This is a genomic window from Ruegeria sp. YTSA072 (genome assembly GCF_059610285.1).
The window spans coordinates 191,828-205,708 of sequence record NZ_JBXWNI010000004.1; the positions used below are offsets into that span (position 1 = coordinate 191,828).

The 13,881-nt window shown below is 58.0% G+C and carries 14 protein-coding genes; 8 read left to right on the top strand and 6 right to left on the bottom strand.

What is annotated here, in order from left to right; translation table 11 throughout:
• The first annotated feature begins 128 nt into the window (after positions 1-128).
• The 3 genes from AC2FIB_RS09890 (at position 129) to AC2FIB_RS09900 (ending at position 3,837) form a co-directional block, all read left to right on the top strand.
• A complete protein-coding gene (locus AC2FIB_RS09890) occupies positions 129-1,787 on the top strand; it encodes an NAD+ synthase (RefSeq protein WP_496734426.1) in 1,659 nt (552 codons plus the stop codon).
• A gap of 334 nt (positions 1,788-2,121) precedes the next feature.
• Positions 2,122-2,355: a hypothetical protein gene (locus AC2FIB_RS09895; protein WP_496734427.1), complete on the top strand. Its 234-nt coding sequence runs from the start codon at positions 2,122-2,124 to the stop codon at positions 2,353-2,355.
• A 153-nt stretch (positions 2,356-2,508) separates the two neighbouring features.
• Positions 2,509-3,837, top strand: coding sequence for an NAD(P)/FAD-dependent oxidoreductase (locus AC2FIB_RS09900; RefSeq protein WP_496841983.1), 1,329 nt, complete (start codon positions 2,509-2,511; stop codon positions 3,835-3,837).
• A 4-nt stretch (positions 3,838-3,841) separates the two neighbouring features.
• Here AC2FIB_RS09900 and AC2FIB_RS09905 read toward each other — a convergent pair whose 3' ends face one another.
• Positions 3,842-4,774 (bottom strand): MBL fold metallo-hydrolase, encoded by a 933-nt coding sequence (locus tag AC2FIB_RS09905; RefSeq protein ID WP_496734429.1) that lies wholly within the window; start codon positions 4,772-4,774, stop codon positions 3,842-3,844.
• Between the two features lie 117 nt (positions 4,775-4,891).
• Here AC2FIB_RS09905 and AC2FIB_RS09910 point away from each other — a divergent pair, with 117 nt between their 5' ends.
• A complete protein-coding gene (locus AC2FIB_RS09910; RefSeq protein ID WP_282169765.1) occupies positions 4,892-5,326 on the top strand; it encodes a DUF1801 domain-containing protein in 435 nt (144 codons plus the stop codon).
• 60 nt (positions 5,327-5,386) lie between these two features.
• Entirely contained in the window at positions 5,387-6,712 is a 1,326-nt protein-coding gene (gltX, locus tag AC2FIB_RS09915) for a glutamate--tRNA ligase (RefSeq protein WP_496734431.1), read from the top strand.
• A 51-nt stretch (positions 6,713-6,763) separates the two neighbouring features.
• Here the strand turns inward: gltX and AC2FIB_RS09920 are convergent, their stop codons facing one another.
• Entirely contained in the window at positions 6,764-7,333 is a 570-nt protein-coding gene (locus tag AC2FIB_RS09920) for a gamma-glutamylcyclotransferase family protein (RefSeq protein WP_496734432.1), read from the bottom strand.
• 95 nt (positions 7,334-7,428) lie between these two features.
• Between AC2FIB_RS09920 and AC2FIB_RS09925 the strand changes: the two genes are divergently transcribed.
• On the top strand, positions 7,429-7,881 hold the full coding sequence (locus tag AC2FIB_RS09925; RefSeq protein ID WP_282169762.1) for an RrF2 family transcriptional regulator: 453 nt from the start codon (positions 7,429-7,431) through the stop codon (positions 7,879-7,881).
• Here the strand turns inward: AC2FIB_RS09925 and AC2FIB_RS09930 are convergent.
• Together AC2FIB_RS09930 and AC2FIB_RS09935 are read right to left on the bottom strand one after the other, a co-directional pair.
• Positions 7,878-10,406, bottom strand: coding sequence for an ABC transporter permease (locus AC2FIB_RS09930; RefSeq protein ID WP_496734434.1), 2,529 nt, complete (start codon positions 10,404-10,406; stop codon positions 7,878-7,880). The two genes, AC2FIB_RS09925 and AC2FIB_RS09930, sit on opposite strands and share 4 nt — an antisense overlap.
• Positions 10,403-11,098, bottom strand: a complete 696-nt coding sequence (locus AC2FIB_RS09935; RefSeq protein ID WP_113792130.1) for an ABC transporter ATP-binding protein — start codon at positions 11,096-11,098, stop codon at positions 10,403-10,405. The genes AC2FIB_RS09930 and AC2FIB_RS09935 overlap by 4 nt, the downstream gene beginning before the upstream one ends.
• A gap of 51 nt (positions 11,099-11,149) precedes the next feature.
• Here AC2FIB_RS09935 and AC2FIB_RS09940 point away from each other — a divergent pair, with 51 nt between their 5' ends.
• Together AC2FIB_RS09940 and AC2FIB_RS09945 are read left to right on the top strand one after the other, a co-directional pair.
• Entirely contained in the window at positions 11,150-11,791 is a 642-nt protein-coding gene (locus AC2FIB_RS09940) for an arylesterase (RefSeq protein ID WP_496734435.1), read from the top strand.
• Between the two features lie 4 nt (positions 11,792-11,795).
• Positions 11,796-12,410 carry an SOS response-associated peptidase gene (locus AC2FIB_RS09945; protein ID WP_496734436.1) on the top strand — a complete coding sequence of 205 codons (615 nt, stop codon included), beginning with the start codon at positions 11,796-11,798 and terminating at the stop codon, positions 12,408-12,410.
• A gap of 5 nt (positions 12,411-12,415) precedes the next feature.
• Here AC2FIB_RS09945 and AC2FIB_RS09950 read toward each other — a convergent pair whose 3' ends face one another.
• Positions 12,416-12,976, bottom strand: a complete 561-nt coding sequence (locus tag AC2FIB_RS09950; protein ID WP_496734437.1) for a L,D-transpeptidase — start codon at positions 12,974-12,976, stop codon at positions 12,416-12,418.
• Between the two features lie 178 nt (positions 12,977-13,154).
• The gene (locus AC2FIB_RS09955) at positions 13,155-13,361 is read right to left on the bottom strand and encodes a cold-shock protein (protein WP_058273677.1); all 207 of its coding nucleotides are present in this window, start codon (positions 13,359-13,361) and stop codon (positions 13,155-13,157) included.
• Positions 13,362-13,881 lie beyond the last annotated feature (520 nt).

Consider the following 13,881-nt stretch of genomic DNA (forward strand, 5'->3'; position numbering starts at 1 on the left):
GGTTGTCACGTTTTAAAGCAAAACTAAGATACCTGTGCGGACAGAGCAACGTGTTTTGCCGCATTTGACTTTCACTCGCGGTGCGATCTGCTAAATGGCATTAGGACTGACGAGGGCAAGAGGGCAGCATGGCCAACCGTTTCCGCATTACTCTGGCACAACTCAATCCCGTTGTTGGGGACATCCAAGGCAATTTGGACAAGGCGCTTGCGGCGTGGGAGCAGGGGCGCGAAGCTGGTGCCGACCTTGTGGCTTTCCCTGAAATGTTCATCACAGGTTACAACACACAGGATCTGGTGATGAAGCCGGTCTTTCACCAGGCTGCAATGGCTGCGGTTCAGGAGTTGGCGGCCCAATGTGCCGATGGGCCGGCCATTGCAATCGGTGGTCCGTGGACCGAAGACGACAAGCTTTTCAATGCTTACCTAATCCTCAAGGCTGGTCGTATTGGTAGCAAGGTGTTGAAGCACCACCTGCCGAATGAAACAGTGTTCGACGAGGTGCGCTTGTACGACGCCGGCCCGTTGGGCGGCCCATACTCGGTTGGCAACTCGCGGATCGGTAGCCCGATCTGCGAAGATAGCTGGCATCCGGACGTCTCGGAAACTCTGGAAGAAACCGGGGCCGAGTTTTTGCTGATCCCCAATGGCTCGCCTTATTTCCGCAACAAATATGATGTGCGCCTGAACCATATGGTCGCCCGTGTGGTCGAGACCGGTTTACCGCTGATCTATCTGAACATGGTGGGCGGTCAGGACGATCAGGTCTTTGATGGCGCGACTTTCGGCCTGAATCCGGGCGGAGAACTGGCCTTTCGAATGCCGGTCTTCGATGAGGCCGTAACACATGTCGATTTGGAGCGCGGTGATGAAGGTTGGCGTATTGTGCCTGCTGAAGTTGTGCCGCAGCCGGATGAATGGGAGCAGGACTATCGCGCTATGGTCCAATCCCTGCGCGATTACATGGGCAAGACCGGGTTCAAAAAGGCGTTGTTGGGGCTGTCGGGTGGAGTGGACTCGGCGTTGGTCGCGGCAATTGCTGTTGATGCAATCGGTGCGGAAAACGTCCGTTGCGTGATGCTGCCGTCGGAATACACCAGCCAGGCCTCGCTAGATGACGCTGAAGCCGTCGCCAAGGCGCTGGGCGCGCATTACGACTATGTTCCGATCTCGGACAGTCGGGCGGCGGTGACAGACACTCTGGCCCCGTTGTTTGCGGGCCGCGAGGCGGATTTGACCGAGGAAAACGTCCAATCCCGCCTGCGCGGTTTGCTGCTGATGGCGATCTCGAACAAGTTTGGCGAAATGCTGCTGACCACGGGCAACAAGTCCGAGGTGGCTGTGGGTTACGCGACCATCTATGGCGACATGAATGGCGGCTACAACCCGATCAAGGATCTGTATAAAACGCGCGTGTTCGAAACATGCCGCTGGCGCAATGCCAATCACCGTGACTGGATGATGGGCCCCGAAGGCGAGGTGATCCGACCGTCGGTCATTGATAAACCCCCCAGTGCTGAGCTGCGCGAAGACCAGAAAGACAGTGACAGCCTGCCGGACTACCCGGAACTGGACGCGATCCTGGAAATCCTGGTCGACCGCGATGGCTCGATCGCTGATTGCGAAGCAGCAGGATTCGAAGCAGATGTCGCCCGTCGCGTAGAGCATCTGATCTATATCAGCGAATATAAGCGGTTTCAGTCCGCACCAGGTACGCGCTTGACCAAGCGAGCCTTCTGGCTGGACCGCAGATACCCGATTGTGAATCGTTGGCGTGATCGGTCTTGAGCTGAAACCACGCGTATTTTTTAAGTCTCCTATCGTTTCCAAAAAGGGTGCTTGATGGCGCCCTTTTGTTCATTGCCCCTGTGGCGGGGACAGTGCGTATCTAGAATCGGCTTAGGCCGTTTAACACGCTTGAAATCAGGACATTTTTCTGACACATTTTAGCTTAATTGCCGCCTCATGTGGGGCAGATGCGGCGCATTCTTAAGTGGCTCGATGTTTATGATCGAGTTTTGTTTGTTACGCATCGTGAATTGCGTGTCTGTGTTAACGATTTGGTGTGAAAATGCGTGAGCAATACGATAGACCACTCCACTCGCCACTTCCGTGGCGTTCGATGGAAACCAAGGGTCATGAACTAGACGAAGATCAGGTTGATTCTGCCATTGCCGACCTTTTGGGGGCTGAAATGCCGTCAGAGCAAAAATCGGAACCAGCGGAATCTGTGGCCTCTTCGGTTCTGCCTGAACTGCCTTCACAAGAAAGCATGGGTGAAGATTTGGCCGGCAACGATGCCGGATTGACAGCCACATTGCGTCAGAAGTGGGCTGAACTCTGCGGCGCGGCTTAACGGCTGGACCTGTTGAATCCAACAGTGCCAGAGATCATTCTGGCACTATAACCACAGCTTGTGAAAATTATGATCCGTGCATCCGGCGGCATGTTGCCTATTGCCTGATACCGCGCATTCATTGCAGTCCGAGCAATGAAGTAAGAGCGGCGGATGCCCGGTCCAAAACCAACTCCTGTAGAACCTGATCTGCATCTGCCCAAGTCTGTTGACGTTGTGGTCATAGGCGGCGGAATCATCGGCGCATCAACGGCTTTAGAGCTATCAGAGCGGGGCGCGTCGGTTTTGCTGTGCGAAAAAGGCCATATCGCGGGCGAACAAAGTTCGCGAAACTGGGGATGGGTGCGATTGGGGCTGCGAGACCCCCGGGAAATCCCGCTCATGTTAGAGGCGCAGCAGATCTGGCAGGGCCTGGATCAACGTACCGGACGCCAAACCGGTTTTACGCGTTCCGGCATCCTTTTTGGCGCATCGGGGAAACGGGATCATGCAAATCTTGGACGCTGGATGCGCCATGTTGAAGGTTTGCAAACTGGCGCTCAGATGGTTTCGGGTGCTGAATTGGATGGCTTGTTGCCCAACAATCAATCGGGGCTGAAAGTTGCCCTGCACATGCCAAGGGATGGACGAGCCGAGCCGCAATGGGCCGCCCCTGCGATCGCTGAAGCCGCACGTGACAAAGGGGCGTGCCTGATGACCAACTGCGCTGTGCGCAGCGTGGATGTTGAGAACGGTCATGTCTCGGGCGTGTTTACTGAGCGTGGTCGGGTGGCCTGTGCGCGAGTGGTTCTGGCCGGGGGGTCATGGTCGCGCCTTTTTGCGGGAAATGCGGGGATTGACCTGCCACAGCTTAAGGTTCTCAACACGGTCTTACGCACTTCACCGGTGAATGGGCCGGAAACAGCAATATGGTCAGATGACTTCGCGATGCGAAAAAGGGCCGATGGCGGTTATACAATTGCATCCGGGCACGAGAATACGGTTGATATTGTCCCGGATAGTTTTCGGCTTGCGCTTCAGTTTGTTCCGGCGTTCCGACAGGAATGGCGATCCTTGCGTTTCAGGCTGTCCGAACGCTGGGCGGCAGAGGCCGGTGAGGACCGAACATGGTTGCACACCGACGTCACGCCATTCGAACATTGCCGTGTGCTGGATCCTGAGCCTTCGGCCAAGGTCCTGAGGCGGACATGGGCGCGCGCGCGCAAAGGGTTCCCGGTGCTGGAGCAGGCAGAGATCGTTCAAAGCTGGGCAGGTTTGATCGACGTCACCCCGGACGCCATTCCGGTAATATCTTCAGTCGATACCATGCCAGGGATGTTCATCGCCACGGGGTTTTCAGGTCATGGATTTGGGATCGGCCCCGGAGCGGGGCGTTTAATGGCCGATCTGGTTTGTGAAACCACGCCATGCGTCGATCCGGCCGCCTTTCGCCTGTCCCGATTTACGGATGGTTCAAAGGTGCGGCCGGACCCGGGATACTAGGGTACTATCCCATCATCTGGTAGCTGACCGGCACAAAGCGGAACCCGTCGCCACGGGGTTCAACGAAGCCAGCTGCCGGGAATGGCATGTGATAGCCGATCATCGGAACCTTGTCGGCGGCCAGCATGCCCAGCACGTCGCGGCGCGATGCCGTGGCGGCTGCTTTGTCCATGTCAAAACGGACTTCCCATTCCGGATGGGCAAAGGACCAGACATAGTGGTTTGCCAGATCGGCGGTCAGAACCAGACGCTGCCCGTTGCTTTCTAGATGATACACCGTGTGGCCAGGTGTATGGCCATAAGCTGCAACAGCGGTGATACCCGACGAGACTTCGCCGCCATTTTCAACAAAGGACATCTTCTCGGCCAAAGGTGTGACCTTGGCCGCGACCAGATCTCCGACACGATTGCCTGCGTCCTGCGCCGCCCAGAAGTCATATTCCGGAGAGGAGGTGACATAGCGCGCGTTCGGGAAGGTCGGCGCGTCATCGGTCGTCATGCCGCCGATATGGTCGGGATGCATATGGGTGATGACGACGACATTGATTTGATCGGGTGTCACACCCGCATCGGCCAAGGCCGCCTGAATACCACCTTGCCCCAGCCCCGTGTCGAACAGGACCAGCTCAGACCCGGTGTTGACCAGAGTCGGGGTAAAGAAGAACTGCGCGACATCCGGCGAGATGAAATTGTCTGCTGAGACTTTCGCGAAGTCTTCATCTGACGCTCCGCCGCCAAAGATTTCTTGGGCGCCATCGCGCGGCAGGCTGCCGTCCAGCAATGTCGTTACGGTAAAATCGCCCAACGCAAAGGATTTGGCGACGGTTGAATTTGCCTTTGTCTCAGCTCCGGCTGCCAGAACCGGCGCTGCAGCTGCGGCAAAGGGCAAAGCTGCCGCAGTTCCCAGTGCCGCGCGGCGGGTCAATTTGATGGTCATATTGGTTCTCCCTGTCAGAACAGCATTCAGTGAGTTTAGGTCGGTGCGAGTCTCTTGCCAGTGTATACCCTTTTCAAATGGGCTGCGTGGATGAACATTACGTGTTAATTTTTGTTTATGGCGCGATCTGAAAACAAAACCGTTCCCACAGGGCAAAGCGTCGAGGGCTTTTTGGCGGCTGTTCAACCGGCGAAGAAGGCAGATGATGCGCGGGCGTTGGATGCCCTCTTTCGGCACGCGACCGGGTTTGAACCTGTTATGTGGGGTGCCTCGATTGTGGGCTATGGTCGTTACCATTATCGCTACAAGTCCGGGCGCGAAGGAGAGTTTCTAGCAACCGGGTTTTCCCCGCGCAAAACGGCTTTGTCGATCTACATCATGCCCGGCTACGCGGATTTCGGGGATATTCTGTCACGACTTGGTAAACACAAATTGGGCAAGTCCTGTCTCTATGTGAACAAGTTGGCGGATATTGACACGAATGTTCTGTCTGAACTGATCTGCGCCGGGTTAAAGGACTTGGATCGGCACTGGCCGGTCCAGCCGACCTGAACGCCTTTGCTGGACAATTGGCCAATCCTGTGACAAGAGCCGCGCCAACAGGAGACACCTATGACAACCACCCGTTTTGCCCCGTCGCCCACCGGTTACATCCACGTGGGCAACCTGCGCACCGCCTTGATGAACTATCTGATCGCCCGCAAAGCAGGCGGCACGTTCATCTTGCGGATCGACGACACCGATCCTGAGCGGTCGAAAGAAGAATATGTCGACGCCATCAAACAGGACATGGAGTGGCTGGGCCTGCATTGGGACCGGGTTGAACGTCAGTCGGATCGTCTGGACCGGTATGCCGAAGCCGCAGACAAGCTGCGCGAGATGGGCCGGTTCTATGAGGCGTTCGAGACGCCGACCGAGCTGGACTTGAAGCGCAAGAAGCAACTGAACATGGGCAAGCCGCCGGTTTATGACCGCGCTGCGCTGAACCTCTCGGATGCTGAGAAAGAGGCGCTGCGGGCCGAGCGTGGCAGCGGCGTCTGGCGCTTCAAACTGGATCATGAGCGGATTGAGTGGAATGACGGCATTTTGGGCGACATCTCGATCGATGCGGCATCTGTGTCCGATCCGGTTCTGATCCGGGGCGATGGTCAGGTTCTCTACACGATTGCGTCGGTGGTGGATGACACCGAAATGGGCGTCACCGATGTGGTGCGTGGCTCGGACCATGTGACCAACACCGCAACACAGATTCAGATCATCGAAGCGCTGGGCGGCACCTGCCCTCGCTTTGCACACCATTCGCTGTTGACCGGTCCGCAAGGAGAGGCCCTGTCGAAGCGACTTGGCACGCTTGCCCTGCGTGATCTGCGTGAACAGGGCGTGCAGCCGATGGCGTTGCTGAGCCTGATGGCGCGTCTGGGCTCCTCCGACCCGGTTGAGCTGCGCTCGGAAATGGCGGAACTGATTGAAGGCTTCGATGTGAACCGTTTTGGGGCCGCGCCGACCAAGTTCGATGTGCAGGACCTGTTCCCGCTGACGGCAAAGCATTTGCAATCCCTGCCTTTGGCCGTCGTGGCCGAGGCCGTGGCTGATGCTGGTGTTCCTGCCGATCTGGCCGAACCCTTCTGGGCGATGGCACGCGAGAACATCACCACTTTGGCTGATCTCAAGGGCTGGTGGGAGCTGTGCCGCGATGGGGCTGAGCCGCTGATCGCGGATGAGGACCGTGAGTTTATCGCCGAGGCTATGGCGCTGCTGCCTGAAGGTTCGTTCGATGGCGAAACCTGGGGCAAATGGACCAGCACTGTCAAAGAAGCGACCGGCCGTAAGGGCAAAGGGCTGTTCATGCCGCTGCGCAAGGCGCTGACCGGCATGGAGCGGGGGCCTGAGATGGCCACTCTGTTGCCACTGCTGCAGGTGATCCGCGCAAAAGCTTGAACATATTGCAGAGAATGAGGAAAGGCGGGGTCGTTCGATCCCGCCTTTTTTCTATGCGTTCTGAACAATCCGGGCTGAGAGACGGCTGAGACGATCATCCACGAATTCGGTCTCAACCGGATTCAACTGCTGATGGCGCGGGTATCGGGGCTCGGCCCGGTCGTTCAAGATTGGTGCATCCCATCCATCTGTGGTGGCAAAGAAACGATCTGCGCCGTCTTCACCAAATGCGCGCAGGTATCCCTGCACGACCACATCAATGTAACTCAGTAGCAATGGGTGGTGATTGCTTGGAGCGTTGTGCCGGTCAAGAGGCACAGCGTAGACGGCAATCTCGACCTCGTACTTTATCGGGTGCGTGACGGATTGTGTGGCGGGAATTCGGCTATAGGCCCACTCCCGTTCGTCTAGCGCGATCCAATCATTTTTCGGCACATGCGCAATCATGCCTTCGATCTTGGACGCAGGGTCCGAAACTGCCGTCAGAAAGGCGACCGGTCGCAGGTCAGTGTGTCGCCACGCGCGCCGCCAGCCTTTTAGCCGGGCAGGATGCGGATCGGGAAAGTCATGCGTCGAAAGGTTCACAAGGCTGCCGTAGCCAAAGAAATAGGGATCTGCCATGGGCCTGTGCGTCCTTTCCTGACGATTGATGTATGTCAAACCGCTTTTTGGCCAGACATGCAATAAGTCTGCATCTTGAAATTTGGGAGGTCACGATGCGGATAACCAAACGGACGAACATTGCGGTGCGGCTGCTGATGTATTGTGCAGCGCATCAGGATAGGCTGGTTACCAAGTCCGAGATTGCCGAAGTGTGTAATATTTCCGAGAACCATCTGGCGCAGGTCATCAATCAGCTTAGCCAGTTGGACTATCTTAGCACCCAACGCGGTCGTAACGGTGGTATGGTTCTGGCGCGTTCGGCCGAACAGATCCGGATCGGATCGGTGTTTCGTGATGTCGAAGGCAACCTGCCGCTGGCCGAGTGTTTTGCGGATGCCGACAACACCTGCCCATTGACGGATGCATGTCGATTGCGGATGGCGCTTCAGGACGCGGCTGAGGTCTTCTATGCCTCACTGGACGAGATCACGCTGGACGCCCTGATCTGTGACAACGATCCTTTGCTGCAGATTCTGCAACCGGTTGCCTGCGCGCGCGCAGGTTAATCGCTGGCACGCAGGATGCGGGCAGGACGGACAGCCAGAGGACGCAGGGCAAAGATCAGCCCCGCGCCAAGCGTCACGATGATGCCCGCCAGAACAATTCCGATTGCGGACGGCCAGATCACCGAGAATTTCGTGTCGAAAATATAGGTGGCAACGGCCCACCCACCTAGGACGCCGGTCAGTAGCGCAACGCCACCAGCAGCCGCACCCAACAGCGCGGCGCGCAGGGCAAAGCTGAACAGGATGCGCCGCCGGTCCGCGCCCAGTGTTTTGAGAATCGCGGCCTCATATCGGCGCGCGGGTTCCCCGGCCGCGGCAGCACCGATGAGGACCAAGAAGCCGGTCAGCAGAGAAATACCCGCGCCATAAGACGTGGCCGCTGCGATGCCCGCCAGCAGGCCCGAAACGCGGTCAATCGCGTCGCGCACCCGGATCGCCGTTATGTTGGGGTACTTCCCGGCCAAATCGCGCAGAATTTCCGTTTCGGCCTGTTCTTCGGCATAGACCGTCGCGATAAAGCTGTGCGGGGCACCTGCAAGGGCCGATGGATTCATAGACATAATAAAGCCCATACCGGCGTTTGAGAAATCAACCTCGCGCGTCGATGTGAGTTCTGCGGTAATGTCCCGGCCCAAAATGTTCACGGTCAGTTGGTCGCCGAGCTTAAGGCCCATTTCTTCCGCCTCCTCGGCTGCGAAACTCACCTGTGGGGTACCGGTATAGTCATCGGCCCACCATTCGCCCGAGGTGATGCGTGCGTTTTCGGGCGGACGGACGGAATAGGTGACGCCCCGGTCGCCATCCAAAACCCAATGATCGCCTGCCATTTCGCGGGCGGGTTTGCCGTTGATCTGTGTGATGATCCCGCGCAGCATCGGTGCGCTTTCAATCCGGCTGACGCCGGGGTCGGTGGTTAACCTGTCGTTAAAACCCGGCATTTGGTCCTTCTGGATGTCGACGAAGAAGTAAGACGGGGCAACGTCCGGCAAGTTGCCGGAAATTGCATTGCGCAAGGTGCCGTCGATCTGTCCAACGGCCGCCAGAACCGAAAGTCCAAGACCCAGAGACAGTACAACGGATGCAGCGCCCTCTCGCGGGTCGGAAATGGCCGACAAGGCCCACCGAAGGGCCGGACGCCCGCGCGCTGATGGGGCGCTAAGCCGAGCCAGCCGGCGCACCGCATAGGCCGCAGTGGACAGCAGCAGCAACGCGCCCACCAACCCTCCGGCGGTCCAGAACGTCAGGCGCGCCGAGCCGCTGAACCAGGCAGCTGACGCGATCAGCAGCGCGAGGCCGAAACCAGTTGCGATGAGGTATACCCCTCGTGGAACCGTACGCGCCGAGGTCAAAGCATCCCGAAACAGGGTCGCTGCGCGGACGTCTTCGGTGCGGGCAAGGGGCCAGAGCGTGAACAGAAAGGCCGTCAGTAAACCGTACAACGCTGCTTCGGCAAGCGGCGCCGGATAAAACGAGAAAACTGCGGGTACAGGCAGCCGTGCTTCAATCAAGGGGGCCAGCAGCAGCGGCAGCAACCCGCCCAAGGCAAGGCCCAGCAAGATGCCGATCCCGGACAGGACACCGATCTGGATCATATAAGTTTGGAATATTGTCGCCTTGTCAGCGCCCAGTGTGCGCAGTGTCGCGATGGTCTCTGTCTTTTGGGACAGATAGGCGCGTACGGCTGCGGAAACTCCGATGCCGCCGACTGCAAGGCCTGATAACCCGACCAGAACCAGAAATGCGCTGAGCCGTCCGACGAATTCCGCAATCCCCGGCGCTCCGTTGCGAGCATCAGTCCATCGCATACCGGTGCCCTCAAAATTCTGACGCGCTTCTACCGCTAGATCTTGCAGATCGGTTCCTGATGGCAGGGCCAGGCGGTATTTGGTGGAAAACAGAGTTCCCGGGGCCAACAGGCCGGATGCTTGCAAGTCTTCGGTCCGCACCAGCGTGCGAGGGCCCAGACCAAAGCCATCTGCCGCCCCGTCCGGTTCATGGATCAATGCGGCGGTCAGGATGAATTCCTGCGTCCCCAGTGCAAAGCGATCTCCGACGGAAAGACCCAACCGGTCAATCAGCGACGGATCCATTACCGCGCCGGGAAGACCTTGATGTGTCCCTAAAGCCGCCGACAGGGGCATTGCAGGTTTCAAAACCGGAGATCCCAACAACGGGTAGGTGTCGTCGACTGATTTAACCTGTGTCAGCGCGCGTTGCGTTTCAGCGTCCTGATCGGCAACGGCCATTGAGCGAAAATCGACCACTTCAGAGACAGCTGTTCCGGTCTGGTCCATCCAGGCGCGTTCGTCATTTGTAGCAAACCTGTAGGTGAATTCCAGTTGCGCATCCCCGCCCAACAGGGCCGCGCCTTCCTCGGCCAATCCAGCCTGGATCGCGTGGCGCACCGACCCAACTGCTGCGATTGCTGCGACACCCAGCGCAAGACACGCGAGGAAAACGCGAAACCCACGCAGCCCGCCCCGAAGTTCACGGCGTGCCAGCCGCCCGGCCAGCCGAAGGCTCATTCCGCTGCCTTTTGCTGGCTGTCTTCCGAAATCCGCCCGTCGCGCAAGCGCACCACCCGATCGCACCTGCGCGCCAGACTATGACTATGGGTTACAAGCACCAGAGTGGCACCGTGTTTGTCGCGCAGGCCGAACAATAGATCGACGATCGCCGCGCCGTTCGTTTCGTCCAGATTTCCTGTCGGCTCATCCGCCAGCAAAATTTGCGGACGCGGTGCGGCGGCCCGGGCCAGCGCAACGCGTTGTTGTTCGCCGCCCGACAATTGCGCCGGATAATGATCGCGGCGGTGCGACAGGCCAACCGCGTCAAGTTCTGCCGCAGCGCGTTGAAACGCATCCTTGTGTCCGGCCAATTCCAGCGGCGTGGCCACATTTTCCAGGGCGGTCATTGTTGGGATCAGATGAAAGTTCTGAAAGACGACCCCCATCGCATTGCGCCGGAAACGGGCCAGAGAATCCTCATCCATACCAGTCAGATCCTGGCCAAGGGCCGTGATCTTGCCCGCGCTTGCCTGTTCCAACCCGCCCATCAGCATCAACAGCGAGGATTTGCCAGACCCGGACGGCCCGACAAGCCCAAGCGTTTCGCCTTTTGCGACGGTCAGGTTAATCTCATGCAGGATATTGACCCGGCCGGCATTGCCATCCAGCGACAAAGCGGCATTTTGGAGCGAAAGAACAGGTGTCGTCATAGGTACTTCCAAAAGGAGGCGGTCATTTTGGGATATGGAGTGGTTGGAAAAATGCGCAAGGCTCTGATGGCTTTACTGTTTGCGTGTTGCGGCTTTGCCGCCACAGCGGAACCGTTGGTCATCGCGGCGCTCGGGGACTCGCTGACACAAGGATATGGGCTACCGGAACAGGACGGGTTCGTACCACAGTTGGATCAATGGCTGAAGGATCAGGGCGCAGATGTGCAATTGATCAATGCCGGAGTTTCCGGGGATACGACAGCCGGCGGCGCGGCTCGTGTGGATTGGACGCTGACACCTGACGTGGACGCGATGATCGTAGCGCTGGGCGGCAATGACCTGCTGCGCGGTATCGACCCGGCTGTCTCGCGCGCACACCTTGAGACAATCGTAACCTCCGCCCGGGCGGCGGAGGTTGAGGTTTTGCTGATCGGAATGCAGGCACCGGGGAATTACGGGGTCGATTACAAGCAGGCATTTGATGCGATGTACCCTGATCTAGCCAAGGCATATCAGCTTGTGTTTGCGGAAAGCTTTTTTGAAGGGTTGCAGCCAAACGGCGACCCGAGCGCAGTCCGGCAGTTCATGCAATCGGACGGAATTCACCCCAACAAAGAAGGCGTGGCGCGGATTGTAGCAGCGCTTGGGCCTTACGTGCTGGAGCTGGTCGAAACCTCGACCAAGCAGGATTGAGAAGATGCCCGGGCGATTTTTTCTGACACGGCCAATGTCTGAGATCGCCCAGTTTTTGAATGTCCGGTGTGATGTGGACCCACAGCCGCCGCGAAGGAACATTCAACCGGGTCAGGAACTGATCGTTCTGACTACCCAAGGTCTGACGCCCATGCGTTGGGGCATGATCCCGGTTGGGCGCGTCAATGCGCGCGGTCGACCGGTGATGGAAATCATAATCAACGCCCGATCCGAAACCGTCTTTGACAAAACCGCCTTCGATGGCGTTGGCCGAGCCGTTGTTCCAGTCGACGGGTGGTACGAGTGGACAGGCGAAAAACGTCGAAAAACCGCATGGCGCATCGCCTCGGCGGATGGCTCACCTCTGTTCTTCGCTGCGATCTTCGACAGTTGGCAGGCTCCGGGCGGTCTGCGGGTTGACCAGTTTGCAGCTGTGACCTGCCCACCTAATGCTGATCTGGAGCCGATACACCATCGAATGGGCGTCCTGCTGCAACCTGCCGACATTCAGACATGGGTTACAGGAACCGAGGACGACGCCAAGGCGCTGGCGCAACCTTGGCCGGACGGGTTGTTGCAGATCGAAGAGGCGACGGACGTAGACTGGTCCGGGTCGTGACCGCCTCAGACCACCGTGACCACAGTTCCGACCGGTACACGCTCATACAGGTCGATGACATGGGCGTTCAGCATCCGAATGCATCCGTTTGAGGCCGCGCGGCCGATGGTTTGCGGCTGCGTCGTGCCGTGGATACGGAAATAGGTGTCGACTCCATTCTGAAACAGGTAGAGCGCGCGCGCGCCTAGCGGATTATCCCCGCCGCCGGGCTGGACAAAATCATTGTCCTTGAACTTGGCGTAAGTCAGCGGTTCACGTTCGATCATCTCGTTCGTGGGGCGCCATGTCGGCCACTCTTTCTTGACGTCGATCGTGGCTGTGCCGGTGAATTCCAAACCTGCCTTGCCAACGCCGCACCCATAGCGGATCGCCTTGCGCGGTTCGGTGATGAGATAAAGATAGAAAGACCGAGGCGCGACGAGAAGCTGCCCCGGCAGAAATTGTTTCTTGACCCGAACGAACTGGGGCGTGGGGTCGTATTCAACGGCTTTCTTCTTGGCCGAAGCAATACCGGGTGTCAGGCCAGCGGCAGCAGATGCTGCAAGGAAAGTACGACGTGTGAACATATCGGTTCTCTTAAGGACAACAGGAAAATCGTAAACCAGTGTCGGAATGATAACCGATCTGGTCAATCATCTGCCAAGAGTAACCGTATTGTGATGTAATCGCAGAGACACACTTGTGTTGCAGTTTTGTCCCGCGTGATGTGAAAAGGGCAGAGGTGACCTCTGCCCTTTCACGGCCTTAGGCCAGTGCGATATCGTCGGCGCTTTCGCGGCCGTCACGACCAGCGCGCAGCTCGTAAGTGACTTTCTGGTTGTCGGCCAGACCGGTCAGGCCCGAACGCTCGACAGCCGAGATGTGAACGAAGATGTCTTTGCCGCCATCTTCAGGTGCGATAAAGCCAAAACCTTTGGTGGTGTTGAACCATTTTACGGTGCCTGTGGGCATATCCGTTGTCTCCTGTTTAGTGCTGCCCACGGAGTTGCGGCAGCCCGGCGTCGTTGTCTGTATCGATAGACTGAGCGCCGGAAACGGTGACAGTGGGTCGAAATAGAAAAACGTAAGCCCCATTGATATGGCATCGGGGTGGGCGTGTGACAAGGGATTTTGTGCGTTTCCTACAAGGGTTTGAGGGCCAGTTTCCCGATTTGCACAAGAATCCGCCGACGGGTTTGGTTATTGGTTCAGCGGCCATTGATAAGGTAAAGCTATGCGATCGGGGCGCTGGATGGGCATTTAGAAACCTTTGACCAAGCCTGTGATCAGGTTGCGGCATGACGAGTTACTGCCGCATCCGAATGCCCGGAGCCAGGTACTTTCCCACCGTGTCTCTGGCTGATCGGTCATCGGAGCAGTTAGTGCGCGAGGTGGCACATTTGCGGGCGGCCTTTGAGATGACACAGAGAGAGCGGCCATTCTGGTGTGATGCGTTTATTGTGTTGCCCGATCATCTGCACGCGGTTTGGAC

Excerpts from the sequence above, each read along its gene's own strand:
- AC2FIB_RS09945 (WP_496734436.1), top strand. The coding sequence starts at position 11,796 with ATGCCCGGGCGATTTTTTCTGACACGGCCAATGTCTGAGATCGCCCAG.
- AC2FIB_RS09895 (WP_496734427.1), top strand. The coding sequence starts at position 2,122 with ATGGAAACCAAGGGTCATGAACTAGACGAAGATCAGGTTGATTCTGCC.
- AC2FIB_RS09940 (WP_496734435.1), top strand. The coding sequence starts at position 11,150 with ATGCGCAAGGCTCTGATGGCTTTACTGTTTGCGTGTTGCGGCTTTGCC.
- AC2FIB_RS09950 (WP_496734437.1), bottom strand. The coding sequence starts at position 12,976 with ATGTTCACACGTCGTACTTTCCTTGCAGCATCTGCTGCCGCTGGCCTG.
- AC2FIB_RS09935 (WP_113792130.1), bottom strand. The coding sequence starts at position 11,098 with ATGACGACACCTGTTCTTTCGCTCCAAAATGCCGCTTTGTCGCTGGAT.
- AC2FIB_RS09925 (WP_282169762.1), top strand. The coding sequence starts at position 7,429 with ATGCGGATAACCAAACGGACGAACATTGCGGTGCGGCTGCTGATGTAT.
- AC2FIB_RS09930 (WP_496734434.1), bottom strand. The coding sequence starts at position 10,406 with ATGAGCCTTCGGCTGGCCGGGCGGCTGGCACGCCGTGAACTTCGGGGC.
- AC2FIB_RS09900 (WP_496841983.1), top strand. The coding sequence starts at position 2,509 with ATGCCCGGTCCAAAACCAACTCCTGTAGAACCTGATCTGCATCTGCCC.
- AC2FIB_RS09890 (WP_496734426.1), top strand. The coding sequence starts at position 129 with ATGGCCAACCGTTTCCGCATTACTCTGGCACAACTCAATCCCGTTGTT.
- AC2FIB_RS09905 (WP_496734429.1), bottom strand. The coding sequence starts at position 4,774 with ATGACCATCAAATTGACCCGCCGCGCGGCACTGGGAACTGCGGCAGCT.
- AC2FIB_RS09910 (WP_282169765.1), top strand. The coding sequence starts at position 4,892 with ATGGCGCGATCTGAAAACAAAACCGTTCCCACAGGGCAAAGCGTCGAG.
- gltX (WP_496734431.1), top strand. The coding sequence starts at position 5,387 with ATGACAACCACCCGTTTTGCCCCGTCGCCCACCGGTTACATCCACGTG.
- AC2FIB_RS09955 (WP_058273677.1), bottom strand. The coding sequence starts at position 13,361 with ATGCCCACAGGCACCGTAAAATGGTTCAACACCACCAAAGGTTTTGGC.
- AC2FIB_RS09920 (WP_496734432.1), bottom strand. The coding sequence starts at position 7,333 with ATGGCAGATCCCTATTTCTTTGGCTACGGCAGCCTTGTGAACCTTTCG.